We start from the raw sequence: 25,374 nt of genomic DNA on the forward strand, positions 1-25,374 counted from the left end.
CTGCCAATTAATTGAACAATATAATGGCGGTCGTGGCGAAGTGGTGAACGCATCGGATTGTGGCTCCGACACTCGGGGGTTCGATTCCCCTCGATCGCCCCATGTTTTTATTTTTTATTGGGCTATAGCCAAGCGGTAAGGCAACGGACTTTGACTCCGTCACGCGCTGGTTCGAATCCAGCTAGCCCAGCCATTTTATTATGCGGAAGTAGTTCAGTGGTAGAACATCACCTTGCCAAGGTGGGGGTCGCGAGTTCGAACCTCGTCTTCCGCTCCATATATTATTTTAAGGCGGCATAGCCAAGCGGTAAGGCCAAGGTCTGCAAAACCTTTATCACCGGTTCGATTCCGGTTGCCGCCTCCATAAAGTATTGCCGGTGTGGCGGAATTGGCAGACGCGCTGGACTCAAAATCCTGTGATCGCAAGATCGTGCCGGTTCGACCCCGGCCACCGGTATAAAAGAACGTTTTAAGACGTCAAAGAAGAGAGTTTCTACTTTATGTAGGAGCTCTTTTCTTTATGCGGTTTCACTAACTGATAAAAAACATGTTAACATGGAAGAACTACATGGCATGAAAGGGTGTTTTATAAATGAAGATGGCCTTTATTTCTGATATTCATGGCAATGCTGTTGCACTTGAAGCTGTTTTGAAAGATATTGAAAAAAAACAGGTAGATACGATTTATGTTCTCGGAGACATTTGTTATCGTGGCCCAGAACCGAAACGATCTTTGCAGCTAGTGCAGTCATTAAATGTGAATGTGATTAAAGGAAACGCAGACGAGTGGGTTGTGCGAGGTGTAAAAAAGGGTGAAGTGCCGGATCAGTCATTGGAGATGATGAATAAAGAGAGAGAGTGGATTGTATCGAAATTAAATAAAGAAGATATTGATTATTTAAATGAACTTCCAACAGAACTTCATTTTGAAGAAGCAGGACTTACGATTAATGCTTTTCATGCGACACCGGATAGTTTGTTTGACGTTGTTCTTCCAGCTGAATCGGATGATACGATCAAAACAAAGTTAATGACATCGACAGAATCGGATATTTATGTGTATGCCCACATTCACAAGCCGTATATACGTTATATTAATGGGAAAGTCATCATTAATATTGGAAGTGTTGGGCTGCCATTTGATGGTGTGAAAAAATCTACTTACGCAATTGTTGACATTGAAGATAAGTGCGTGAGCACATCGATTGAACGGGTAGAATTTGATTTAGAAAAAGTAATAAGACAGTATGAAGAGTTAGACTATCCAAATCAAAATATGGCAAATGTTATTCGCAATGCCCATATATAATATGAAGGTGTTAGCATTTATTTACTTGAAAAATAAGTCATTAAAGATCATTAAAAGAAAAATATAACTTTACAGACTATTTTGTCTATGGTAAGGTTGTATACAGTTTCATATTGATATCTGCTGGGGGTGTCCGTTAGCCGGACTGAGAGAAGAGCGCGAATAAGGCTCTTTGACCCTTCGAACCTGATCTGGTTGATACCAGCGTAGGGAAGTAGGGAGAGACGGCTTATACGTCGCTTACAACACTATTTCACGGGTTCTTTTATCTATTAAAAGAACCCGTTTTTATTTTGTTTGCATGGTGTGTCTTCCAGATCCGGTTCAGCAATAATGAGGGGGAAATAGAAATGAATCGACTGGAAAGTGAAAAAATTGAGCTTCAATCGCAGTTCCCGGCAAGTGAAAAAGTATATGTGGAAGGTACGCGTTCAGATGTGCGTGTGCCGTTTCGGAAAATTGAGCTAAGTGATACTGCGACAGATGCCGGTACATTTAAAAATGAACCGATTACTGTATATGATACAAGCGGGCCGTATACAGAAAAGGGATTTGTTGTGGATGTACACAAAGGTTTGCCACGTAAGAGAGAACGTTGGGTGGAAGAACGGAATGATACAGAAACGTATATAGGCCGCACGGTAAAACCGGAAGATAACGGAGCGAAAGAGGCAGCGTCGATGTTTCAACCGGACTTTGACCACATTCCGCGACGTGCGTTGCCTGGTAAAAATGTAACACAAATGCATTATGCGAAAAATGGTGTGATCACACCGGAAATGGAATACATTGCGATTCGTGAAAATATGGACCCGGAAGTCGTTCGAGAAGAAGTGGCATCAGGACGGGCTATTATTCCAGCGAATATAAATCATCCAGAAAATGAGCCGATGATCATCGGCAGCCATTTTCATGTGAAAGTGAATGCGAATATCGGGAACTCAGCTGTCAGCTCATCGATTGAAGAAGAGGTAGAAAAAATGACGTGGGCGACGCATTGGGGAGCGGACACCATCATGGATTTATCAACCGGGAAAAATATTCATGCGACGCGCGAGTTTATTATTCGCAACTCGCCGGTGCCAGTTGGAACAGTACCGATTTATCAGGCACTTGAAAAAGTAAACGGAGTAGCTGAAAATTTAACGTGGGACGTGTACCGTGATACATTAATTGAACAGGCTGAGCAAGGTGTTGACTACTTTACCATTCACGCCGGTGTACTGCTTCGTTACATTCCATTGACGATTAAACGAACAACGGGTATTGTTTCGCGCGGAGGTTCTATTTTAGCACAGTGGTGTCTTGCCCATCATACAGAAAATTTTCTTTACACGCATTTTGAAGAGATTTGTGAGATTTTAAAAGCGTACGATATTTCGGTTTCGCTCGGCGATGGTCTTCGTCCGGGATCGATTGCTGATGCGAACGATGAAGCACAATTTGCGGAGCTTGAAACACTTGGTGAATTAACAAAAATTGCCTGGAAACATGATGTCCAGGTTATGATTGAAGGACCTGGTCATGTGCCGCTCCATAAAATCAAAGAAAATATTGATAAAGAAATCGAGATTTGTCAAGGTGCTCCGTTTTACACACTCGGTCCATTGACAACAGATATTGCACCGGGTTACGATCACATTACATCGGCGATCGGTGCGGCGATGATTGCGATGCATGGGACGGCGATGCTTTGCTATGTGACGCCAAAAGAGCATCTTGGACTGCCCGATAAAGAGGACGTCCGAGAAGGCGTTATTGCTTATAAAATTGCGGCTCATGCGGCTGATCTTGCTAAAGGTCACCCGGGTGCGCAAAAACGCGATGATGCATTGTCCAAAGCACGCTTTGAATTTAGATGGCATGACCAGTTTAATTTATCGCTCGATCCAGACCGGGCGCGTGAATACCACGATGAAACACTACCGGCAGAAGGCGCAAAAACAGCTCATTTTTGCTCCATGTGCGGACCGAAATTTTGCTCGATGCGCATTTCACATGATCTTCGCAAACAAGCGGCAGAAGACGAAGATTTTATGGAAATCGGCATGAAACAAAAATCAGAAGAATTTATCGAGACAGGAAGTAAAATTTACAGCTGACACACATTAGTCGACTTTTCTTTCGAATTGTGAAATAATTTTATGTACCCCTATGAGGGATTTTCACTGATTCTGGAGGGAAGACAATATGCTTTCTAAAGATATAAAGCAAAATGAACAGTACCGAAATGAAGTACTAGAAGCAGTGGACGGGCTAACAGACGATAAGTTAAATAAACGTCCTGACAGTGATAGCTGGACGATTATGCAAGTGCTGGATCATTTATATTTAATGGAGCAGGGGATTACAAAAGCGATTGCATCGGAGCTGAAAAATCCGGACAGCGAAAAAGTTGATCCACAGCCAATTGAAAAAACAACCGATCGCTCCAATAAAAAAGTCGCACCTAATTTTGCGACCCCCATGTATGAGTATCGGACGCTTCAGCAAATGAAAGATCGTCTATATATTTCACGCGATCAGCTCATACGGCTTCTTGATCAGACTGATGAAGACCAACTTGAACAAAAATCATATCCGCATCCGTCATTTGGACCAATGCGGCTCAGTCAGTGGGTGCCATTTATCGGCCTTCATGAAAAGCGTCACCTACAGCAAATTGAGGAAATAAAAGAACGTTTAAACAAGTAAGCGGACTGCGTTCCGTTTGCTTGTTTTTTCTGTGAAGAGGTGAAGAAATGTATCGGCAATTAAAAAAGGAACTGATCAACTACAGCAAAGAAATCGGCATTGATAAAATCGGATTTGCGGCGGCCGATCCATTTCTGGAGTTGAAGCAAAAATTGATCAATCAGCAAGAGCTTGGCTACGCTTCTGGTTTTGAAGAAAAAGACATTGAAAAGCGTGTGAATCCAGCGCTTTTGATTGATCAGCCGCGATCCATTATCGCTATTGCACTTGCTTATCCATCGAAGCTTGAGAATGCGCCGAAAGGAAAAAAAGGCGAGCGGCGTGGTTTATTTTGCCGGGCGTCGTGGGGCGAAGACTATCATTCGATACTTCGGCGAAAACTCGCCATGCTTGAATCGTTTTTATTAGAGCGTCTGCCAGATGTCCAATTTCGCTCAATGGTCGATACGGGTGAATTATCGGATCGGGCGGTAGCAGCGCGTGCAGGTATTGGCTGGAGTGCAAAAAATTGTGCGATCATTACGCCAGAGTTTGGTTCGTACGTATATCTTGGTGAAATGTTGACGAACGTGCCATTTGAGCCTGATACGCCGATGGAGAGTCAGTGTGGAAGCTGTACGAAATGCATTGATGCATGCCCAACAAGTGCACTCGTACAAGGCGGCCAGTTGAATTCACAGCGCTGTATTGCCTATTTAACACAAACGAAAGACTCCCTGCCGGAGCAGTTCCGCAAACATCTAGGTAACCGTTTATACGGCTGTGATACGTGTCAGACGGTCTGCCCGGAAAACAAGGGAAAGCATGTACTGATTCATGAGGAAATGACACCTAAGCTGGAACAGGTAAAACCGCTTCTAGAGCCGATATTATCTATTAGCAACAAAGAATTTAAAGAGCGATTCGGTCAGATGTCCGGTTCGTGGCGAGGGAAAAAGCCGATTCAGCGTAATGCGATCATTGCACTTGCCCACTTTAAAGAAGAATCATCACTGGGAGCGCTTATTCATGTGCTTGAAACAGATCCACGCCCTGTTTTGCGGGGAACAGCGGCATATGCAATCGGGCAAATTGGCGGTACGGAAGCAGAACGGGCTTTGAAGGAGGCGCTTAGCCGGGAAAAGGACGAAGAGGTCCTTTTTGAAATGGAAAAAGCACTTCAAAAGCTGCGTTCCATGCTATAATGAGTGTTTGAAAAGAGGTGATGATTAATGACTGTTCATGTTGTGCTGTATCAGCCAGAAATTCCGGCAAATACGGGAAATATTGCACGAACGTGTGCTGCGACCGGTACACAGCTTCATTTAATTCGACCGCTTGGCTTTTCGACGGATGATAAAATGTTAAAGCGGGCTGGTCTTGATTACTGGGAGTATGTTCATATTACCTATTATGATTCGCTCGATGATTTTTTTGGAAAAAATAAGGATGGCAATATGTTTTATTTATCGAAGTTCGGCACGCAGGATCATGCGAGTTTTGATTATAGTGATCCGGAGCAGGACTATTATTTTATGTTTGGAAAAGAGACGACTGGCCTGCCGAAAGATCTGATTCAAACCAATATTGATCGTTGCCTGCGCATTCCGATGAACGATCATGTGCGTTCACTCAATTTGTCGAATACGGCAGCGATTCTTGTGTATGAGGCACTCCGCCAGCAAAAGTTCCCAGGCTTACATTAAAAAGGCTGCACCGATTCATTCGGTACAGCCTTTTTATTATTATTTAGTACCTGGTTTGTCATCATAACCTGATGTGAAAATGGCCCATAAAAATGCCACACAAACGACAAGAACACCTAATAGTCTCATGGATTCATACTCCTTCCTTCAACGTGAAAGTACAGATCTGTTTTCATTATAGCGGATATGGGCGGCATTGTGAACGCTTCTTTTTTTCAAAATCGTGACGTTTGTTTTTTCATAAATGAAGATACGATTGCATAAAATCCGTTAAATACGCCCATTATGAGCGGAGCGGAGGGAGCTATTAATGTCAATACTAGGAAAAATTCAATTATGTCGTGCTGAAGAAGAAAAGCTACGCTGGGAAGGGACGTTTCGAGAGTATTTGGATTTAGTCAAAAAGCATCCGCATATTGCCATGCCGGCCCATGCACGTATATATGAAATGATTCGGTCTGCCGGCGTTGAAGGTGGTCAATATTCCTTTTTTAGCGATGAACTGTTTGGACTGGATGAAGCAATTAAACGGCTTGTAGAAGAATATTTTCATCCAGCAGCGAAGAAGCTCGATGTACGGAAAAGGATTTTATTGTTAATGGGACCGGTTGGAGGCGGGAAGTCAACGATTGTGTCGAAGATTAAAAGAGGAATGGAACAATTTACGAGAACGGATGCAGGCGCTGTATATGCGATTAAACAGTGCCAGATGGCAGAAGACCCGCTTCATTTAATTCCACGAGAGCTGCGTGATGACTTTTTTGAGGAGTATGGAATACGTATTGAAGGATCACTGTCACCGCTAAATGCTTATCGGCTTGAGCATGAATTTGGCGGACGTATTGAAGATGTGCCTGTAGAACGTATTTTTTTCTCGGAAGACAAACGCCGAGGGATCGGAACATTCAGTCCGTCTGATCCGAAATCACAGGATATTGCCGATTTAACCGGCAGCATTGATTTTTCGACGATTGCTGAATTTGGATCAGAGTCAGATCCGCGTGCTTACCGGTTTGATGGAGAATTAAATATTGCAAATAGAGGATTGATGGAGTTTCAGGAAATGCTGAAGTGCGACGAGAAGTTTTTATGGCACTTGCTGTCGCTCACACAGGAAGGGAATTTTAAAGCAGGCCGATTTGCACTTATTTCAGCCGATGAAATGATTATTGCGCATACGAATGAAACGGAATACCGGTCATTCATTGCCGATAAAAAGAATGAAGCACTCCATTCAAGGATGATTGTTATGCCAGTTCCATACAATTTAAAGGTGACGGAAGAAGAGAAAATTTATGAGAAAATGGTGCATGAAAGCGAAGCGACAGACGTTCATTTTGCTCCACATACGTTTAGAACAGCTGCGATGTTTACTATTTTAACGCGTTTAAAAGAATCAAGCCGTTCGAATATTGATTTAGTGATGAAAATGAAGCTGTATGATGGAGCTGCTGTGGAAGGATTGACTGGTTTAGATGCGGCAGAGTTAAAAAAAGAGCATTCTGATGAAGGAATGGACGGCATTGATCCACGCTACGTTATGAATCGGATTTCCGCGGCGATTATTAAAAAAGAAACAAATTCGATCAATGCGCTTGATGTACTGCGCTCATTGAAAGATGGACTTGATAGTCATCCGTCTATTTCAAAAGACGTAAGGGATAAATATTTGCAGTTCATTTCAGAAGCGCGTAAGCAGTATGATGAAACAGCAAAAAAAGAAGTGCAAAAAGCGTTCGTATATTCGTATGAAGAATCTGCGCGGGCCATGATGGATAATTATCTTGATAATGTGGAAGCGTATTGCAACAAAACAAAGCTCGATGATCCGTTGACTGGAGAGGAAATGACCCCAGATGAACGGTTAATGCGTTCGATTGAAGAACAAATCGGTATTTCGGAAAACGCGAAAAAATCATTCCGTGAAGAAATGCTCATTCGGATTTCAGCTTACGCTCGAAAAGGGAAAAAATTTGATTACCGCGAGCATGACAGACTTCGTGAAGCGATCCAGAAAAAGCTGTTTTCTGATTTGAAAGATGTTGTAAAGATTACGACATCATCGGTTGCACCAGATGAACAGCATATGAAAAAGATGAATGACGTAACCGCGCGGCTTATTGATGAATGTGGCTATAATTCCGTTTCAGCAAATGAACTGCTTCGTTACGTTGGTGGTTTGTTGAATCGATAATAAAAAACCCCGGTTAACTGCTAACCGGGTTATTGTTTTCCATCTGTTTGTTTATCATACTGAACAGGATCGGGCTGGCGATCATGCTGTTTTAATTCATCATTTGTGCGCTGGCGTTCCATTTGACGTCCAAGTTGTTCCATATCTTCAAAATTCGTGACCATAGAATTGACAGGCTCGACTTCACGCTCTTTAAAATTCATGATAAGTCACCTCATATTTCATTTTCTGTAAGTTTACCCGTCGTTTGAAAAATTAAACCGGGAGGCTAAGTAATTGGAGAAATTTTATCATCTAACTGAAGAAGACTGGTCGCTTCATCGTAAAGGGTTTGACGATCAAGAACGGCATCGTCAAAAAGTGAAAGAAGCTATTCAAAAAAATATGGCCGATATGGTAACAGAAGAGCAAATTATTATGTCGGATGGCAAGCGAGTTGTGAAACTGCCGATCCGTTCACTTCAAGAATATAGAATTCGGTATGCGGAAGAAAAAAGCAGTCATGCAGGACAGGGAAAAGGAGATGTTGGGGATCAGATTGCCCGAGCTGGGGGAGAGCCGGCACCCGGACAAGGGAAAAAAGCAGGAAATATGCGTGGTGAAGACTATTACGAAGCAGACGTTAGCCTTGCTGAAATTGAAGAAGCGTTGTTTTCAGAAATGGAACTGCCGCGTTTAATTGAAAAAGAAAAATCGACGTCATTCATTACGGACTGGAAAATAAATGATATCCGCAAAACAGGCGTGACCGCACGTATTGATAAGAAAAAAACATTGATGGCCTCCTTTAAGCGCAATTCATTATCGGGCACACAATCTTTTTTTCCGGTGCTGCCAGAAGACAGGCGATTTCGCTCGTTTACGGAAGAAAAAACACCGCAGTCAAAAGCTGTTATTTTTGCGATGATGGATACGAGCGGCAGTATGGGGCCATTTGAAAAATACATTGCCCGTAGTTTTTTCTTTTGGATGACACGGTTTTTGAGAAAAAAATATATGGCCGTTGATATTGTGTTTATTGCGCATCATACAGAAGCTAAGATTGTAGAAGAGAATGATTTTTTTTCAAAAGGAGAAAGTGGAGGTACGATCTGTTCATCTGCTTATTCACTTGTGCTCGATCTAATAGAGAAAACGTACTCACCGGATCGCTACAACATTTACCCATTTCATTTTTCTGATGGTGATAACTTAGCATCGGATAATTCACAGTGCGTGAAGCTTCTGGAGACATTATTGCCGCATTGTCGCTTATTTGGTTACGGTGAAGTGAATCAATACAACCGGACGACACCGCTCATGTCAGCTTTTCGAAAAGTACAGAATCCGCTGTTTCGTTCATATGTGATCAAAAAGCGTGAGGAAGTATACCCAGCATTAACGTATTTTTTCACACCTGAAAAGTAAAGAACGTTTTAATCCATTCCAGAGCAGACAAAAAAAGATCTCTTCAAAACCAATATCTCGGCTTTGAAGAGGTCTTTTAATGGGGCAAAAAGGCAAGTTGATAAAAGAACAATACAGCAAAAATATAAAGGAGAGGGTGAACGTCCTTATAGCGCCCGCACGCTATTTTCACGAGTGGGTATGATACGAATCCGAGTGCAATACCGGTTGCGATACTTGAGGTGAGCGGCATGCTTAAAATGATGAGAAAGGCTGGGAATGCTTCATCGAGTTCATTCCAGTTAATTTTCGCAACGTTTCCCATCATGAGGCAGCCAACGATAATGAGTGACGGTGCGGTAATCGCTGAGATACCGGATACGGACGCGACGAGCGGTCCGAAAAAAGCGGCTAGAATAAATAAAACAGCGACAGTGACAGACGTTAAACCGGTTCGTCCACCGGCTGCGACACCGGTAGATGATTCAATATACGCACTTGTTGGACTAGTACCGACCATTGCGCCTACAGACGTCGCAACTGAATCGGCTAAGAGTGCTTGTCGTGCACGTGGCATTGTATTGCCTTTCATTAATCCCGCTTGCTGGGCAACGCCAATCATTGTACCGGTCGTGTCAAAAATAGTCACCATCAAAAAAGAGAAGACAACAGCATACAAACTGTACTGAATAACATCGCCAAACGCTGTAATCGGATTCGCAGCGAGAAGTCCTTCCGGCAAAGACGGCGCTTCGATAAAGCCATTTTCGAACGAAAGCTGTCCGGTGAAAAAAGCAACGAGGCCAGTCACGATCATGCCGATAAATAAAGCACCGTTGACGCGGCGTACGAGTAAGACAAGCGTTATGGCTAATCCAAACAGCGCAAGAAGCGCCGACGGACTGTGCAGATCACCGAGCTTGACTAGATTGTTCGCATCACTAGCAATAATACCGGTTAACCGCAATCCGATAAAGGCAATGAAAAGACCAATTCCGGCTGAAATACCGTGCTTTAAATTTTCTGGAATCGCTTCAATTAGTTTTTGCCGGAGTGGTGTTAGAGACAAAATGACAAACAATAATCCAGAAATAAAGACAGCTGAAAAAGCCGTTTCATACGTAATCCCGCCGTGCGAACCGACAACCGAGTAGGCGAAATAAGCATTCATTCCCATCCCAGGGGCAATGGCGATTGGGTAATTAGCAAACAACCCCATCCAGAGCGTCCCGACAACGGCAGCGATAATGGTTGCCATAAATACTTGCTCAAACGGAACACCGGCATCCTGCAAAATGAGCGGATTGACGACTACGATGTATACCATCGTTAAAAACGTTGTCAAACCGGCTAATAATTCCGTTTTAACTGTTGTTCCATGTTCAGTTAATTTAAACAGGATCAAACACCTCCAAAATAAGAACTTTTAAAAATCCATGTTAATACTATTCTTTTTAAACAGTCGATGCAAGTGATGAATCAGGAAATGTTAAACAGATCCTTCCAATTTTATCAGAACAGATTTAAGAAAAATAAAATTTTTTTTGAGCAAAAGATTTATTTTAATTGAAGTAGTTCTGAGGAAAAAGCTTTTTCAATATAATAGGTACAGGAGCTTCAGTGGCAATGCAATCATTCGTAAAAGGGTTAGGCACTGTCAATTTCACCGCGTGAAGCAACGGATGATCAAATGAGTTGGATCCGCCATAAAGGGTGTCACCTACAATCGGATGACCGAGTGATGCAAGATGAACGCGTATTTGGTGGGTTCGCCCTGTTTCAAGACGGCATTCAAGCAGTGAACGCCCATCTTGTACAGCGATTCGTTTATAATGTGTCACGGCATTTTGACCGGTCGGTGAAACGCGCCGCCGTGTCGGGTGATGACGATCTTTGCCGATCGGCTGATTGATGATTCCAGAATTTCTTTTAATCGCTCCATCTACCACGGCAAAATACGTCCGATAAATCGTTTTTTCTTCAAGAAGACGTGAAAAAACGGCATAGGCCGCTTCATGCTTCGCAAATAATACAGCACCACTTGTCCCTTCGTCAAGGCGATGAACGTGACGGACAGGCAGTGTGTCACCTGAGAGTGAAGCATGATAACAGACACCATTTAGCAGCGTATTTGTTTCATTATCTGAATTTGGGTGTGTTTTCATGCCAGCCGGCTTATTGGCGATGATCATGTGATCGTCTTCATATAATATAGAGGGAGCTGGATAAACGGGATCAGCCCCAAATGGACCAGGCTGAAAAAAAGGAACGGACAGGCGGGAACCAGACGACATCGGGACACGCCAATCGATCAGCTTCCCATCCAATTTGACCAGGTGATCCATTCGCCAGCGATGCAGCAATTTTTTTGGCAGCTTCCAAATCGTTAAAAACAGTTCTTCTACTGTTATATTGGCCCATTCGTTTGGGATACTCACGGTTAATATCGAACCTTGTCGAATTGTGTTCATTACATTCATCCTTTTCTGAAAAATAACGATGCATTGTAATAAGATTGTATGGTATTCTTATAGGAGACTGCAAGTAAAGGTGGCTGTCCCATGACGATGATCATGTCTTCTACAATTGAACAGGAAGAAAAAATAAAAAGTTTAAGTACTTATTTGTCGCATCATGTCTTTCCTCGTTATATCGATTCGACAATGGCTGATGTGATAAAAGTAGAAAAGTTTTTTCATATTGAAGACGAGACGCTTGCTTATGTGGAGTCATTAAAAGATGCTTCCCGTGTGATTACAGCGTTAAACACGATTGTTTCTATCCTGGAAACAACACATATTTCTTCTTCATATGAGGAACTATTCACTGAAAGTGTGAACACGCTGCGGAGTTATCAGATTGATTTCCCGTTCCCATTATCGTTTTTTCATGAACGAAAACATGCTGAATTTCTTTAATAAAAAAAGCTGTCTTCTGCATTTTGACTGCAGAAGACAGCTTTTTTTATTATTGCTCTTTCGCTTTTCCGAGGAATGACTGCCATTCACTATCCGGCTGACTGCCGACAAGACGGTCTTTTTCGGCCCCGCCTTCGAAGTAAATAAGCGTTGGCGTGTACTCAATTTCATAATCCTCCCATCCCTGCTCAAATTCAAGCAAGTTGTATTGAAGAACGTCTACATTTTCATCATCTGCAATAGGCATTAACACAGGTGTCGTTTCTTGACAATGTGGGCAAGTAGGGCTGAAGAAATACACAACGGCATCTTCACCATTTTCAAGTTTTTCTGCCAGATCGTCAGGCTGTACGATATTTTGGTAGTTTGGATCATCAAGCTGTTTCACCGTTTCAGTATGAAGATCATCTTTGCCGTACGGATTTCCTTCTGAAGCTTTTTCTTTCTGGTACTGTGTAATAAAGGCAATCCCACCGAAAATCAGTACGAGCACCGCTGCAAAAATTATTACTTTTTTCAACGTTTATTCTCCTTTTCCTCTTAAAATCAATAAACTAGCAATGAAAATAATTGTAAATGCTGTAAAGGCTAAAAACGGAATCGTAATGAACCCGAGCCAGTTAATATACATACCCGTACATGGAACACGTCCGCATGCCGGGGCAGTATCTGTTAAAAAGGTCACTTTTTGAATGCCGTAATGGTAAAGCGAGATGAGTCCGCCAATTCCAGACATCAATAAAGAATACATCGCTGCTTTTATATCTTTTTTTACGACAGCAAGTCCTAGTAGAAGAACGAGCGGATACATCAAAATACGCTGATACCAGCAAAGTTCGCACGGCTCATATTCGACAATTTCCGAGAAATAAAGACTGCCGAGCATCGCTGTAAAAGATGTAGCCCATGCGATGAAAAGTAAATTGTCTTTTTTTAGCATCATTATCCCTGCCTGTTATGAATTTAATTTGTGAACAATAGCATTATAGTCTGAATTACGATAAAAAGTAAAACAATGTGTGCCAAATTCATACTGTAAAATTCCGTAAACTGGTGGTATGATAGTGGAAATACGAGTTTGGAGGGATTGCCTGTGGCCTGGAAAGAAGAGTATAGCCGGTGGAAAAATCATCCGGCGCTTGATCAAGAAATAAATGGATTACTTGTGAAGATTGAAACGGATGAAAAAAGTTTAGAAGACGCTTTTTACAAAAATCTTGAATTTGGTACAGGCGGAATGCGCGGCGAAATTGGTGCCGGTATAAATCGCATGAATGTATATACGATCCGCAAAGCATCGGCAGGTCTTGCTGCATACATAGTAGAGCAGGGAATTGAAGCAAAAAAACGCGGTGTCGTCATTGCGTATGATTCGCGTCATAAATCACCTGAATTCGCAATCGAAAGTGCCAAAACACTCGCTTCTGCTGGCATTCAAACATACGTATTCGATGAACTCCGGCCAACACCTGAATTGTCATTTGCGGTACGTCAACTAAACGCATATGCAGGGATCGTTATTACAGCGAGTCACAATCCACCTGAATATAATGGCTATAAAGTATATGGCCCGGACGGAGCACAATTGGCGCCGGCTGCGGCCGACCGTGTGATTGAACAAGTATATGCAGCAGGCGACGAGCTTGATATTCAAGTAGAAGATGAGGCGGTATTGAAAGAAAATGGGCTGATTAAAATGATTGGCGCGGATATGGATGCCGCCTATGTAGATAAGCTCGTTACGATTTCTGAATGGCCTCAGGCAGCAGAAGAAACAGATATTCATATTGTATTTACTCCATTACATGGGACAGGCAATAAGCCGGTTCGCCAGGCACTCGACGCACTCGGCTATAAAAACGTAACAGTCGTTGCGGAACAGGAGAAGCCGGATGCGAATTTTTCAACGGTGAAATCACCGAATCCAGAAGAAAAAGCAGCCTTTGAACTGGCGATCCGCGATGGACAGAAAGTCGATGCAGATATTTTAATCGCAACCGATCCGGATGCTGATCGGCTTGGCGTTGCGGTGAAAGATGGCAAAGGCGGATACGTACTTTTAACAGGGAATGAAACGGGTGCTGTACTGGTTGACTATATTCTTTCCCAGAAAAAAGAAAAAGGGACTATCCCTGAAAATGGCCGTATTTTTAAAACGATTGTGACCTCTGAACTCGGACGCGTTACGGCGGAACAATACGGTGTCTCATGTGAAGACGTATTAACCGGTTTTAAATTTATCGGGGAAAAAATTGAAAAATATAATGAAACAGGCGAGTATACATTTTTATTTGGATATGAAGAAAGCTATGGTTATTTAATCGGTGATTTTGCCCGCGATAAAGATGCAGTACAAGCAGCGCTTATGGCTGTTGAGGCATGTGCATATTATAAAAAGCAAGGCAAAACACTTCACGATGCACTAATGGATTTATATACGCGTGTAGGCTATTACAAAGAAGGACTACAATCGCTGACATTGAAAGGAAAAGACGGTGCTGAACAAATTGATGCGCTTCTCACGTCATTCCGTGAGAATCCGCCAGCTGACATTGCAGGCATTCCTATCGCATCGATTGAAGATTACCAGACGGGTGAACGGTCGGTCATCATGACAAAGGCGAAAGAAACAATTGACCTGCCGTCATCAAATGTATTGAAATATTTCCTTGAAGACGGTACCTGGGTATGTGCACGTCCATCTGGAACCGAACCAAAAGTGAAATTTTATTTCGGTGTGAGAGATCAATCATTTGAAGGTGTATCTAGAAAACTTGAACGTATCCAAGCACAGTTTATGGAAAAAATTCAAAATTTGCTAGGATAGGGAAAAGGGAGACAGGTTATTTCTGTCTCTCTTTTTTCATGTTTATGATCCTTCTGCATAAAATGAGTCAGGGGGGATGGTGGATGAAACAGAACGACCTTCAATATGCAATTGATGAAATAACGGATATTGCCGCCGATTTTGGTCTCGATTTTTATTCGATGCGCTATGAAATTTGTCCGGCTGATATTATATATACGTTCGGTGCATACGGGATGCCCGCCCGTTTTTCGCACTGGCGGTTCGGAAAACGGTTTTACAAAATGAAGCTCCAGTATGAAATGGGGCTCAGTAAAATATATGAACTGGTTATTAATACGGATCCGTGCAGTGCGTTTTTGTTAAATACGAATTCACTTGTTCAAAACAAATTAATTGTGGCACACGTACTCGCTCACGCCGACTTTTTTAAAAACAATGCACACTTCAAAAAAACAAATCGGAAAATGGTGACGTCGATGGAGTCGGCTGCTGCCCGTATTCAAGCGTTGACAGATGAGTTTGGTATTGAGCAAGTGGAAACATTTTTAGATGCAGTGCTGTCAATTGAAGAGCATGTGGATCCGCATGGAGAAATTGGCGGCGGTGATCAATTAATAACGGCTCCAAGAAAGCATTTGTATGATGACTTATGGGACCCTTTAGTAGAAAGAGAACCGATAGTTGATGTACCTATACGTGAAAAAGACCTACTTAAATTTATTGCGGAAAACAGCCCTATTTTGAAAGATTGGCAGCGAGAAATTATTATGATCGTGCGTCAAGAAATGCTTTATTTTTGGCCGCAGATGGAAACGAAGATTATGAATGAAGGATGGGCATCTTACTGGCATATGCGAATTATGCGTGAGCTTGATTTGCCTGAGGCAGAAGCCATTGACTATGCTCGTTTAAACGCAGAAGTTGTCCAGCCATCAAAAATGGGGTTAAATCCATATTATGTCGGTGTGAAGCTGTACGAGCACATTGAAGAACAGTACGGAAGCCGTGACAAACTGTTTGAGGTACGTGCGATGGAATCGGATCTATCGTTTTTACGAAATTACATGACGAAAGAATTTGTAGAAAAAGAAGAGATGTATTTGTACGAAAAAAAGGGGAGTCATTGGACGATTACAGAAAAAAGCTGGGAGAATGTTCGGGATCATTTGACCGCATCCAAAGTGAATAGCGGCTTCCCATATTTAAGTGTGACAGACAGCAATTATATAAATGCAGGTGAGTTATATATCGTTCATTCGTATGAAGGTACAGAGCTTGATCTTAGTTATTTAGAGCATACGATGCCACACATATATACACTGTGGGGAAGACCAGTTCATATCGAAACGGTTGTAGATGGACGGACGACAGTCTTTACACATGGAAAAGACGGGATTAAGCGGAAATATGGAAAAGCGTTTACGTAAATAAATACACGGGAACGAAAAAGATACACAACGGTGATGTATTTGATCAAGGACAAGATGTGAATTTGTTATTTATTCAGTGAGGTGAAATGAATGTGCGCAAAGACCTCCGCGAAGAAACGATACAGGCAGGTGATAAGCTTTATTTATACGGGGATAAAAATGAAATAGGCAAATTAATGAAAAAAAAACGAATCTGAGAAACCGCGTTAAAGGCGATTTTCAGATTCATTTTTTGCATCTAGAGATATCATCCGTTCTAAAATACGGCGTTTCCGGTACAGCATCATGCCAGCATCGGCGATATCTTCAATCATGGAACGGTTTGATAAGGCTCCGAACACAATGCCGACAATCGGTACGAGACGGAATAATTTTTTTAGGCCATATTGCTCTCGATAACCAAGAACGACTTCACGCCAGCCTTGCAAATGGGAAATGATTTGTTTGTTATTACTGCGGTTCGTATAATCAGATAGTTCCTGTAAAATGGCTTTTTTGCCCACTACATCCGATGACGTAAACTGCAAACATTTAATAATAAAGATGCGCTCTTCACGTTCGTTTGGATCATATCCATATGAAACCGCGATTTCCTGCAATGTTTTCAATGAAATAGCAAGCGTTGCTGGAATATCTACAGCAAGTGTTAAAAACCCACCGACACCGGTTGTGGCACCTTGTACAGTTGCAGCACTTGCGTGAGTTTTCTGAATAGAAAGGGCTGTTTCATCCATTGCTCTCAGTGGAATACTTGTAACATCTTCAATAGCATGAACAGGCATTCCTGCATTACGTTCCAGTTTTTTTAAAGTACCGCGCTGCTGTGTTAAATATTTGCCACCGCTTTGAATGTAGTAACCTATTTCATCCAGAAGGGCACCGATTCGTTTTTGAATAAATGAGGGAGTCATTCGATCGAGAAAAGCAAATGGAAGACGAGCAAGTTTATCCCAGATCCATAATCCTTTTTGATCGTTTTCCCAGCGTTTAATCGATTCAAGTTCTTCTAATAATTGTTCTTTCGTTTCCATCCTATATAATCCCTGCCTTTCAACAATATGTACGTACAAAAATCGTAAGAAGTTTCAAAAAAATCCCCTGCTTCGGCAAATGTTATTTCGAAGAAGGGGCCATAATTAACTCTTTTTCGAGCTCTTTTATTTTGACGGCAAGTTCATCACAGACGATCTGATAGGCCGCCCATCGCTCGGGCATTTTTTCATAATATACTGGATTGGGTATATTCCAGCGTAATACTTTCCGTCCTGCTTCATCAGGAAGCGCCGGTAAACTGTCACGCTGAAAATCATAAATAGCAACAACGACATCAGCCTCATGAACAAGGTGAGGTTTAAGCGAATGTGGTGTCTGACTCTCAATGTTAATATTAACTTCTTTCATCGCTTCAACAGGTAAGACATCGTAATCAGCATTCATACAAGAAGTACTGATCACATTCCAGGATGGCTTATTTAAGCGGGTTGCCCATCCTTCTGCCATCATGCTCAGATGATTAACAGGTGACAGAAATAAGATTGTTTTATTTTTCATGACTGCTGACCCCTTTGGTATGATGGTTATACTTTTTATACCCAGTCCCTATAGAAATTAAGCATCAGTAACTAAAATACTCGCTAGACAATAATGCGAACGTAACAGTACTATATTACCAACTTTGTGGAAGGTTAAACGTAGTATGCAAAATTAACACGTTTTTCATCTTAGCATACTCGAAAAAATTTTTTGATTGAATTTTGAACAGGAGTAGCAGCAATGAAATATATATAATATTTGTGATTGTATACATATTTCATTCAAATACATGTTATACGAGTAACAGAAAAAAGGGATGAAATGAATAGTGGTAAAAAGAAAATGGGCATATCGATTATTTTCCTTTTTGTTTTCAAAAAAATGTTTTTCGATTATACTGGATATGCACAATCATCGCAAAGGAGCCTGATGCATAATGAATCTTGGATTTGGCGAAGTAGCCATCATTTTAATTGTGGCGCTTTTATTATTTGGACCGTCGAAACTTCCTCAGCTTGGCCGTGCAGCAGGTCAAACATTACACGAGTTTAAACGTGGCATGAAAAATGTTATGGAAGACGATGACGATAAAAAGAAACCAGAAATAAAATAAGCGGGCAGCTGCCACGCTTATTTTTTTATCTTTTTATTTTGATAGAGTGGAACTTATTACGTACCCGATTCGTATAGGGATAGGCCTTGTTTTTAGTCATTTTTGTTGCAATTTGACAGAGTGTGCTTAAAATGAGAACAGTCCGTACCGCATTTTTTAGAAGGGAAAAAGACAGAAATGAAAGTAATAAAAAGGTTTATAAAACATATTTGGCACAAGTTTCATATGACGCAGATTACAATTTTGCTCGCATCCATTGTCTTACTTGTGGGACTTGGAATTGGTTTTTATTTTATGAAATCCGCGGATGTGGAGACATTAAAGCAAGGGTTGTCGCAGTCGACAATCATTTATGATCGTGACGGAGACAAAGCAAGCAAACTTTCTGCGAACCGAACAGATAGTGTATCCATTGACAAGATACCCGAGCATTTACAGGAAGCGATCGTCGCTGTTGAGGATAGTCGCTTTTATGAACATGGCGGATTTGATGTGAAAGGCATATTCCGAGCCGCTTTTACAAATGTCATGGCAGGATCACGCGTGCAGGGAGCGAGTACAATTACACAGCAGTTGACGAAAAATGCGCTGTTGTCGCCAGAAAAAACATATCGACGAAAAATAGAGGAACTATTTCTCGCGATTGAAATTGAAAAAGTATATAAAAAAGAAGAAATTTTAGAGATGTATTTAAATACGAGCTATTTTGGAAATGGTGCATGGGGCGTTCAAAATGCAGCGAAAAAATATTTTGGAAAAGATGTGTCAGATTTAACGAGAGCAGAATCATCGATGCTTGCGGGGATGGTGAAAGCACCGTCACGCTACAATCCAATTGACAATATGGAAAATGCGCTCGACCGGCGGAAGGTAGTTTTAAATCAAATGGTCAAATACGGATATATAACGCAGCAGCAGGCAGATGAAACAGCGGATACAAGTGTCGTTCTTAAAGATACGAGCGGTGATCCGCTAAAAGGAAAATATGCGCATTTTGCAGATGCTGTGATCAATGAAGCGATTTCGCGTTTTGGTTTAACACAAGATGATTTGCTTACACAAGGCTACAATATTTATACAACACTTGATCAGAATATACAGTCGGGACTTGAAGATGTATACGAAAACAGCTCCGTTTTTCCTCAAACGGTAAGTGGGGAAGATGCACAAAGTGCCACCGTTTTAATGGATCCGAAAACAGGTGGTGTACTGGCTGTTGTTGGCCGGCGGGGTGAACATGTATTCCGTGGTTTCAGTTTTGCGACGCAGATGAAAAAGTCACCGGGCTCTACAATTAAACCGCTTGTTGTCTACACGCCAGCTCTTGAAGCTGGGTACAAGCCGACAGATATGCTGAAAGATGAACCGATGACATTTGGTGGCGGGTATTCTCCATCTAATTTCGGCGGCACATACGAAGGGGAAGTACCAATGTACCGAGCTGTTGAAAAGTCACTCAATATCCCGACTGTCTGGCTGCTCGATCAAATAGGTTTAACAAATGGACTCAATGCCTTACACCGGTTCGGTTTTAAAACGGAAGATGAAACATTGGGTATCGCACTCGGAGATATAAAACCGAGAGTGTCACCGCTTCAAATGGCTGAAGCATATACGACGTTTTCGAATAGAGGGATTCGAAAAGAAAGCTTCTTTATTCAAAAAATTGTTGGACCAGAGGGCGATATTAAACCCAAATGGGAACCGAAAGAAGTGAAAGTTACAACAAAAGAAGTATCAGATACGATGACATCGATGCTTCTTGGGGTCGTTGAGCGGGGATCGGGACGAAAAGCGCAAGTGGACGGTATTGATATTGCTGGTAAAACAGGTTCAACGCAAGTGCCAATTGAAGGGATTACCGGAACGGAAGATCAATGGTTTGTCGGGTATACACCAAATTTAGTTGGGGCTGTTTGGGTAGGCGTGGAAGAAGTAAGTGAAACGAATTACTTATCTGGCAACAGTTCAGATGGTGCTGTTCCATTGTTTGCAGAAATTGTCGAAGAAATAATGGCCGATATAGGAGAAACGTCATTTGATGTCGATACAATAGATCAAGACGCAAAAATAGAAGAAGAAAATTGGTATGATCGATTTGTTGATAAGTTAAATGAATGGTTTTAATCATGCGGCCGAATGGAATTCCATTCGGCTGCATTTATTGATGTTTTAAACGAAACCGCTTTCGACATAAAAGGTTGAAAAATAAGTCTAATTATGGCGGAAAAATGGTTGAAAGGTGTTGACCAAAGTGGAAAAGCACGTTATCATTGAACACAATATAAATTTAATTTTCAGATTAAAAATTATTTTAACACTATGTCAAAAGCATGAATGAATACATGCATGGCCAGTCATCTTGGAGGAGATACAATGCGCAGCGATATGATCAAAAAAGGGATCGAACGCGCCCCGCATCGGAGTTTGCTTTATGCAGCCGGTGTTAAGACGCAAGACTTACACAAACCATTTATTGGGGTGTGTAACTCGTATATAGACATTATTCCGGGTCACGTCCACTTAAATAAATTTGCCGAAGTCGTAAAGAAAGAAATTCGTGAAGCGGGCGGTGTCCCGTTTGAATTCAACACAATTGGTGTCGACGACGGGATCGCAATGGGCCACATCGGAATGCGCTATTCACTTCCGAGTCGTGAACTAATCGCGGATTCAGCAGAAACCGTTATTAATGCACACTGGTTTGATGGTGTATTCTATATTCCAAATTGTGATAAAATTACACCGGGTATGTTGATGGCGGCTGTAAGAACGAACGTCCCATCTGTCTTCGTTTCCGGAGGACCGATGGAAGGCGGAACTTCATCAACAGGCCAGCCACTTACACTGACATCTGTATTTGAAGGCGTCGGCGCTCATCTATCAGGTAAAATTACAGCAGAAGAGCTTAATGATATTGAAACAAATGCCTGTCCAACCTGTGGTTCGTGTTCGGGTATGTTTACTGCAAACTCAATGAATTCATTGATGGAAATGCTCGGTTTAACACCGCCGGGGAACGCAACAATTTTAGCAACATCAAATGAGCGTCATCGTCTTATTAAAGAGGCGGTACAATACTTAATGAATGCAATTGAAAACGACTTAAAACCGTGCGATATTGTGACGAAAAGAGCGATTGACGATGCATTTGCGCTCGACATGGCAATGGGTGGTTCAACGAATACGGTACTTCACACATTGGCGATTGCAAATGAAGCAGGAATTGATTATGATTTAAATGAGATCAACGAAGTTGCAAAACGAATTCCGTATTTAGCGAAAATCAGCCCGGCATCGGATTACACAATGGCCGATGTTCATAGTGCTGGCGGAATTAGTGCGATTATTAACGAGCTTTGTTCAATCGAAGGTGCGCTCGATAACGATCGGATTACGATCACAGGTAAATCTGTTTATGAAAACGTAAAAGAGGCAAAGATTAAAAACGAAAACGTAATTCGTCCGAAAGAAAATCCTTACAGCCCAGTTGGCGGCTTGTCTATCCTGTATGGGAACATAGCGCCTGATGGCGGAGTAATTAAAGTTGGAGCCGTCGATCCTTCTATTAAAGTATTTGAAGGAGAAGCGATTGTTTTTGAATCGCAAGATGAGGCGGTTGAAAATATTAACAATGGTACAGTAAAAGAAGGACATGTTGTTGTCATTCGCTATGAAGGACCAAAAGGTGGTCCGGGTATGCCGGAAATGTTAACACCAACATCTGCTATTGCCGGACGAGGTCTAGGTAAACAAGTTGCATTGATGACAGACGGACGATTCTCCGGTGCATCACGCGGTATTTCAATTGGACACATATCTCCGGAAGCAGCGGAAGGTGGACCTATTGCATTCATCAAAAATGGTGATAAAATTATTATTGACTTAACAAATCGTACAATGAATGTTGATTTAACAGATGAAGAATTGGCAGCACGTAAAGCCGACTTTGTACAGCCTGAACCAAAAATTAAAAAAGGCTGGCTAGCACGCTATGCGAAACTTGTTACATCCGCTAATACAGGCGGCGTCATGAAAATTTAATGAATTCAGAACATACAACACGTTGACGAGGAAAAAGTTGTAGGAACTTACATTTCACAGAGAACCGGTTATTGCTGAGAGCCGGGAATGTATCCTACCGCGACATCCCCTCTGAGTGCTTTCTTGAACGTCATCCAGTAGGGAGAGCCGGGTGCAAGTCACCCGTTATCAAAAGGACCGGTCGGTTGGTCGATGGTCCATAAGGCGGCATTTGAGAAAAGTGCCGTGAATCAGGGTGGTACCGTGAAAAGTGATGAGGTCTTTTCACCCCTGCGTATACTGTTTAGGCAGGCGCAGGCGTGAAGAGACTTTTCTTTTTGTTTAAGTAAGGACAACGCTCGCGAGCTGCTGCGTCCTGTGTATCGGTACTCGCCCGACGACCAATCCAGCCGTCGTAACGCTTTTGTGCCCCTATTCTGAGGGCCTGAAGAAGTCACCTCTTGCCAATACGGAAAAAACCAATATTTGGAGGGAGAATAATAATGAGCCAAAATGCAAAGGTAAAAGAATTGAAAGTAGACACAACAGCAGCGTCAGCAGGTCCGATAAACGGTGCCGATTTATTCATTGAATCATTAAAAAAAGAAAATGTAGAAGTAATGTTTGGATATCCAGGCGGAGCCGTTCTTCCGCTTTATGATGCATTATATAAAAATCCAATTCGTCACATTTTAGCTCGACACGAGCAGGGAGCGATTCATGCAGCTGAAGGATACGCACGTGTATCCGGCAAGCCAGGTGTTGTTCTTGCCACGTCCGGTCCAGGTGCGACAAATCTTGTAACGGGTATTACGGACGCAATGATGGATTCCCTTCCACTTGTTGTTTTTACAGGCCAGGTTGCGACAGGCGTTATCGGGACAGATGCATTTCAGGAAGCAGATGTTATTGGGATTACAATGCCGATCACAAAACATAATTATCAAGTTCGTGATATGAATGATTTGCCAAGAATCGTTCATGAAGCGTTTCATATTGCCACAACAGGACGTCCGGGGCCAGTATTAATCGATATTCCGAAAGATATTGCGGGCATGATCGGTGAGCCTGAATTTGTAACGGAAGTCGATCTTCCAGGCTATCAGCCGAACTTTAAACCGAATAGTCTGCAAGTGAAAAAGCTTCGGGGGGCGCTTGTACAGGCGAAAAAACCGGTTATTCTGGCCGGAGCAGGAGTGTTGCATGCAAAAGCATCTGAAGAGTTGCTTCAATTTGTTGAAAAAATGCAAATTCCGGTCGTTAACACATTGCTTGGCCTTGGTGGATTCCCGGCGAATCATCCATTGTTCCTCGGCATGGGCGGCATGCATGGCACAAATACAGCGAATAAGGCCCTTTATGAAACAGACTTGCTTATTAATATCGGTGCACGATTCGATGACCGTTTGACAGGAAATTTAGCTCATTTTGCACCTAGTGCAACGGTTGCTCATATTGATATTGATCCTGCTGAAATCGGTAAAAATGTTGAAACACACATTCCGATCGTTGCGGATGCCCGTGCGGCATTGAAAAAGATTATGAGCCTTGATCTTGAAGCGCCAAAAGCAGATGAATGGCGTGCAAAACTGCAGCAGGACAAAGTGGAAAATCCACTCTGGAATACAGAAGATGGCGAAGGGATTTCACCACAACTCCTAATGAAGATGATTCACGAAATTACAGAAGGCGATGCCATTGTGACGACAGACGTTGGACAGCATCAGATGTGGACAGCGCAATATTATGGTTTCAACAAACCAGATCAATGGGTAACATCAGGCGGTTTAGGTACAATGGGCTTCGGTTTCCCTTCAGCGATCGGTGCACAAATTGCAAAACCAGATAAAACCGTTGTAGCGATTGCTGGTGATGCAGGATTCCAGATGACGCTGCAAGAACTAGGTCTTGTTGCTGAATTAAAGCTGCCAGTTAAAATTATTGTATATAATAACATGGCGCTCGGCATGGTTCGTCAATGGCAGGAAACATTTTACGAAGAGCGCTATTCACAGTCGCTTATCCCGGTACAGCCAGACTTCGTAAAATTAGCTGATTCATACGGAATTAGAGGCTACAAAGTTTCGACTGAGGAAGAAGCGGCGAAAGTATTGCGCGAAACATTGACGGACAACGAGCCAGTCTTAATTGACTGCCGCATTAAGCCGAAAGAAATGGTTTATCCGATGATCGCGCCAGGAAAAGGACTTCATGAAATGATCGGAGTGAAACCGCAATGAAACGAATTGTAACAGCAACTGTGTTTAATCAGAGCGGTGTTTTAAACCGGATTACCGGGTTATTTACACGCCGCCAGTTTAATATTGAAAGTATTACAGTCGGTGCAACGGAAACGGAAGGCGTGTCAAAAATGACATTCGTCGTTCATGTGGAAGATGCCCGCATGGTTGAGCAAGTTCTAAAACAGCTCAACAAGCAAATTGATGTATTAAAAGTAAATGATATTACGGATCAGGCCATTGTGACGCGTGAACTTGCGCTTCTCAAAGTAATGACGACGCCGCAGACGCGTGCTGAAATTAACGTCATTATCGAGCCGTTCCGTGCAACGATTATTGACGTGGCGAAAGATAGTGTTACTATTCAAGTTGTCGGAAACTTCGAGAAGATCGAAGCGATGATTGAACTTCTTCGTCCTTATGGAATTAAAGAAGTAGCCCGCACAGGACAAACAGCGATTAAACGCGGTTCACAGCGCCTTGTGTCGGAATCAAAACCGTTTTCTATTTTAAATTAAAATAAAAAAAATCAAACAATTT

At 42.2% G+C, this 25,374-nt stretch carries 22 protein-coding genes, 5 tRNA genes and 1 riboswitch; of the genes, 20 read left to right on the forward strand and 7 right to left on the reverse strand.

Annotation, left to right across the window (positions count from 1 at the left end; translation table 11 throughout):
• The first annotated feature begins 26 nt into the window (after positions 1–26).
• From A3M5_RS0100055 to A3M5_RS0100110, 11 genes are all read left to right on the forward strand, one after another.
• Positions 27–102, forward strand: a tRNA-His gene (locus tag A3M5_RS0100055).
• A 16-nt stretch (positions 103–118) separates the two neighbouring features.
• Positions 119–193: transfer RNA gene (locus A3M5_RS0100060), tRNA-Gln, on the forward strand.
• A 9-nt stretch (positions 194–202) separates the two neighbouring features.
• Positions 203–277: transfer RNA gene (locus A3M5_RS0100065), tRNA-Gly, on the forward strand.
• Between the two features lie 13 nt (positions 278–290).
• Positions 291–364: transfer RNA gene (locus A3M5_RS0100070), tRNA-Cys, on the forward strand.
• A 9-nt stretch (positions 365–373) separates the two neighbouring features.
• Positions 374–457, forward strand: a tRNA-Leu gene (locus A3M5_RS0100075).
• A 135-nt stretch (positions 458–592) separates the two neighbouring features.
• Complete coding sequence (locus A3M5_RS0100080; protein ID WP_018391706.1) at positions 593–1,309, forward strand: metallophosphoesterase family protein; 717 nt, start codon at positions 593–595, stop codon at positions 1,307–1,309.
• Positions 1,310–1,424: 115 nt separating this feature from the next.
• A riboswitch (TPP riboswitch) is annotated at positions 1,425–1,539 on the forward strand.
• A gap of 120 nt (positions 1,540–1,659) precedes the next feature.
• Positions 1,660–3,411, forward strand: coding sequence for a phosphomethylpyrimidine synthase ThiC (thiC, locus tag A3M5_RS0100085; RefSeq protein WP_018391707.1), 1,752 nt, complete (start codon positions 1,660–1,662; stop codon positions 3,409–3,411).
• 88 nt (positions 3,412–3,499) lie between these two features.
• Positions 3,500–4,003, forward strand: a complete 504-nt coding sequence (locus tag A3M5_RS0100090; RefSeq protein ID WP_018391708.1) for a DinB family protein — start codon at positions 3,500–3,502, stop codon at positions 4,001–4,003.
• A gap of 47 nt (positions 4,004–4,050) precedes the next feature.
• Positions 4,051–5,187, forward strand: coding sequence for a tRNA epoxyqueuosine(34) reductase QueG (queG, locus tag A3M5_RS0100095; protein ID WP_018391709.1), 1,137 nt, complete (start codon positions 4,051–4,053; stop codon positions 5,185–5,187).
• Positions 5,188–5,214: 27 nt separating this feature from the next.
• Positions 5,215–5,688 carry a tRNA (uridine(34)/cytosine(34)/5-carboxymethylaminomethyluridine(34)-2'-O)-methyltransferase TrmL gene (gene trmL, locus A3M5_RS0100100; protein ID WP_018391710.1) on the forward strand — a complete coding sequence of 158 codons (474 nt, stop codon included), beginning with the start codon at positions 5,215–5,217 and terminating at the stop codon, positions 5,686–5,688.
• Between the two features lie 310 nt (positions 5,689–5,998).
• Positions 5,999–7,882, forward strand: coding sequence for a PrkA family serine protein kinase (locus tag A3M5_RS0100110; RefSeq protein WP_018391712.1), 1,884 nt, complete (start codon positions 5,999–6,001; stop codon positions 7,880–7,882).
• Positions 7,883–7,911: 29 nt separating this feature from the next.
• Here A3M5_RS0100110 and A3M5_RS25650 read toward each other — a convergent pair whose 3' ends face one another.
• Entirely contained in the window at positions 7,912–8,085 is a 174-nt protein-coding gene (locus A3M5_RS25650; RefSeq protein ID WP_018391713.1) for a hypothetical protein, read from the reverse strand.
• Positions 8,086–8,158: 73 nt separating this feature from the next.
• Between A3M5_RS25650 and yhbH the strand changes: the two genes are divergently transcribed.
• On the forward strand, positions 8,159–9,289 hold the full coding sequence (gene yhbH, locus A3M5_RS0100120) for a sporulation protein YhbH (RefSeq protein WP_018391714.1): 1,131 nt from the start codon (positions 8,159–8,161) through the stop codon (positions 9,287–9,289).
• A gap of 76 nt (positions 9,290–9,365) precedes the next feature.
• Here the strand turns inward: yhbH and A3M5_RS0100125 are convergent, their stop codons facing one another.
• Together A3M5_RS0100125 and A3M5_RS0100130 are read right to left on the reverse strand one after the other, a co-directional pair.
• The gene (locus A3M5_RS0100125) at positions 9,366–10,667 is read right to left on the reverse strand and encodes an NCS2 family permease (RefSeq protein ID WP_026221520.1); all 1,302 of its coding nucleotides are present in this window, start codon (positions 10,665–10,667) and stop codon (positions 9,366–9,368) included.
• A 163-nt stretch (positions 10,668–10,830) separates the two neighbouring features.
• Positions 10,831–11,739 (reverse strand): RluA family pseudouridine synthase, encoded by a 909-nt coding sequence (locus A3M5_RS0100130; RefSeq protein WP_018391716.1) that lies wholly within the window; start codon positions 11,737–11,739, stop codon positions 10,831–10,833.
• A gap of 90 nt (positions 11,740–11,829) precedes the next feature.
• On the opposite strand from A3M5_RS0100130, the gene A3M5_RS0100135 reads away from it, so the two are divergent.
• Positions 11,830–12,186, forward strand: a complete 357-nt coding sequence (locus A3M5_RS0100135) for a DUF5365 family protein (RefSeq protein ID WP_018391717.1) — start codon at positions 11,830–11,832, stop codon at positions 12,184–12,186.
• Between the two features lie 49 nt (positions 12,187–12,235).
• Here the strand turns inward: A3M5_RS0100135 and A3M5_RS0100140 are convergent, their stop codons facing one another.
• Both A3M5_RS0100140 and A3M5_RS0100145 read right to left on the reverse strand, forming a co-directional pair.
• On the reverse strand, positions 12,236–12,706 hold the full coding sequence (locus A3M5_RS0100140) for a thioredoxin family protein (RefSeq protein ID WP_018391718.1): 471 nt from the start codon (positions 12,704–12,706) through the stop codon (positions 12,236–12,238).
• Positions 12,707–12,709: 3 nt separating this feature from the next.
• Positions 12,710–13,129: a disulfide oxidoreductase gene (locus tag A3M5_RS0100145; RefSeq protein ID WP_026221521.1), complete on the reverse strand. Its 420-nt coding sequence runs from the start codon at positions 13,127–13,129 to the stop codon at positions 12,710–12,712.
• Between the two features lie 150 nt (positions 13,130–13,279).
• Here A3M5_RS0100145 and A3M5_RS0100150 point away from each other — a divergent pair, with 150 nt between their 5' ends.
• Both A3M5_RS0100150 and A3M5_RS0100155 read left to right on the forward strand, forming a co-directional pair.
• Entirely contained in the window at positions 13,280–15,013 is a 1,734-nt protein-coding gene (locus tag A3M5_RS0100150; protein WP_018391720.1) for a phospho-sugar mutase, read from the forward strand.
• 83 nt (positions 15,014–15,096) lie between these two features.
• Positions 15,097–16,422, forward strand: coding sequence for a SpoVR family protein (locus tag A3M5_RS0100155; protein WP_018391721.1), 1,326 nt, complete (start codon positions 15,097–15,099; stop codon positions 16,420–16,422).
• A gap of 209 nt (positions 16,423–16,631) precedes the next feature.
• Here A3M5_RS0100155 and A3M5_RS0100165 read toward each other — a convergent pair whose 3' ends face one another.
• Positions 16,632–17,456, reverse strand: a complete 825-nt coding sequence (locus A3M5_RS0100165) for an EcsC family protein (RefSeq protein WP_018391723.1) — start codon at positions 17,454–17,456, stop codon at positions 16,632–16,634.
• Positions 17,457–17,538: 82 nt separating this feature from the next.
• On the reverse strand, positions 17,539–17,976 hold the full coding sequence (locus tag A3M5_RS0100170) for a low molecular weight phosphatase family protein (protein WP_018391724.1): 438 nt from the start codon (positions 17,974–17,976) through the stop codon (positions 17,539–17,541).
• Positions 17,977–18,394: 418 nt separating this feature from the next.
• Here A3M5_RS0100170 and A3M5_RS0100175 point away from each other — a divergent pair, with 418 nt between their 5' ends.
• The 5 genes from A3M5_RS0100175 to ilvN all read left to right on the forward strand — a co-directional run bounded on the left by A3M5_RS0100175 (position 18,395) and on the right by ilvN (position 25,352).
• Positions 18,395–18,571: a twin-arginine translocase TatA/TatE family subunit gene (locus tag A3M5_RS0100175; RefSeq protein ID WP_018391725.1), complete on the forward strand. Its 177-nt coding sequence runs from the start codon at positions 18,395–18,397 to the stop codon at positions 18,569–18,571.
• 225 nt (positions 18,572–18,796) lie between these two features.
• Positions 18,797–20,698, forward strand: coding sequence for a transglycosylase domain-containing protein (locus A3M5_RS21835; RefSeq protein ID WP_231373209.1), 1,902 nt, complete (start codon positions 18,797–18,799; stop codon positions 20,696–20,698).
• Between the two features lie 249 nt (positions 20,699–20,947).
• Complete coding sequence (ilvD, locus tag A3M5_RS0100185) at positions 20,948–22,615, forward strand: dihydroxy-acid dehydratase (protein ID WP_018391727.1); 1,668 nt, start codon at positions 20,948–20,950, stop codon at positions 22,613–22,615.
• Positions 22,616–23,097: 482 nt separating this feature from the next.
• Positions 23,098–24,834: an acetolactate synthase large subunit gene (gene ilvB / locus A3M5_RS0100190; protein WP_018391728.1), complete on the forward strand. Its 1,737-nt coding sequence runs from the start codon at positions 23,098–23,100 to the stop codon at positions 24,832–24,834.
• Positions 24,831–25,352, forward strand: a complete 522-nt coding sequence (ilvN, locus tag A3M5_RS0100195; RefSeq protein ID WP_018391729.1) for an acetolactate synthase small subunit — start codon at positions 24,831–24,833, stop codon at positions 25,350–25,352. The genes ilvB and ilvN overlap by 4 nt, the downstream gene beginning before the upstream one ends.
• The last annotated feature ends 22 nt before the right edge of the window (positions 25,353–25,374 follow it).

Source organism: Bacillus sp. 37MA (genome assembly GCF_000372765.1).
Lineage (GTDB): Bacteria > Bacillota > Bacilli > Bacillales > Domibacillaceae > Domibacillus > Domibacillus aminovorans.